Annotated in this window: 1 protein-coding gene; it reads left to right on the top strand. The window is 47.1% G+C overall.

The features are described from left to right. Positions 1-111: 111 nt before the first annotated feature. Positions 112-333, top strand: a 222-nt coding sequence (locus tag GSQ92_RS30400) for a hypothetical protein (protein WP_216856922.1), incomplete at its 3' end; no start/stop codon positions are given.

The following is a 333-nucleotide window of genomic DNA, read 5'->3' as shown; positions in this document are numbered from 1 at the left end:
CATCGAATCTTTGAACGCACCTTGCGCTCCTTGGTATTCCGAGGAGCATGCCTGTTTGAGTGTCATTAAATTCTCAACTCCAAGGGTTTCACGACCTTTCGGAGATTGGACTTGGAGGTGCTGGCCGCATATTGGTCGGCTCCTCTCAAATGCATCAGCGGAATTCAACCTTTGGCTTCCGGATGTCAGTGTGATAATCATGTTGCGCTGTCGTTTGATCCCTCAGAGTCCGCTTATAATGGTCTTCGGACAAAATCATCATCAAATTTGACCTCAAATCAGGTAGGACTACCCGCTGAACTTAAGCATATCAATAAGCGGAGGAGTGTGAGA

The sequence above is a fragment of the Acidisoma sp. S159 genome (genome assembly GCF_009766125.1).
Lineage (GTDB): Bacteria > Pseudomonadota > Alphaproteobacteria > Acetobacterales > Acetobacteraceae > Acidisoma.
Note: the sequence above shows the minus strand (reverse complement) of the source record. Positions and strands in the feature narration are given on the sequence as shown.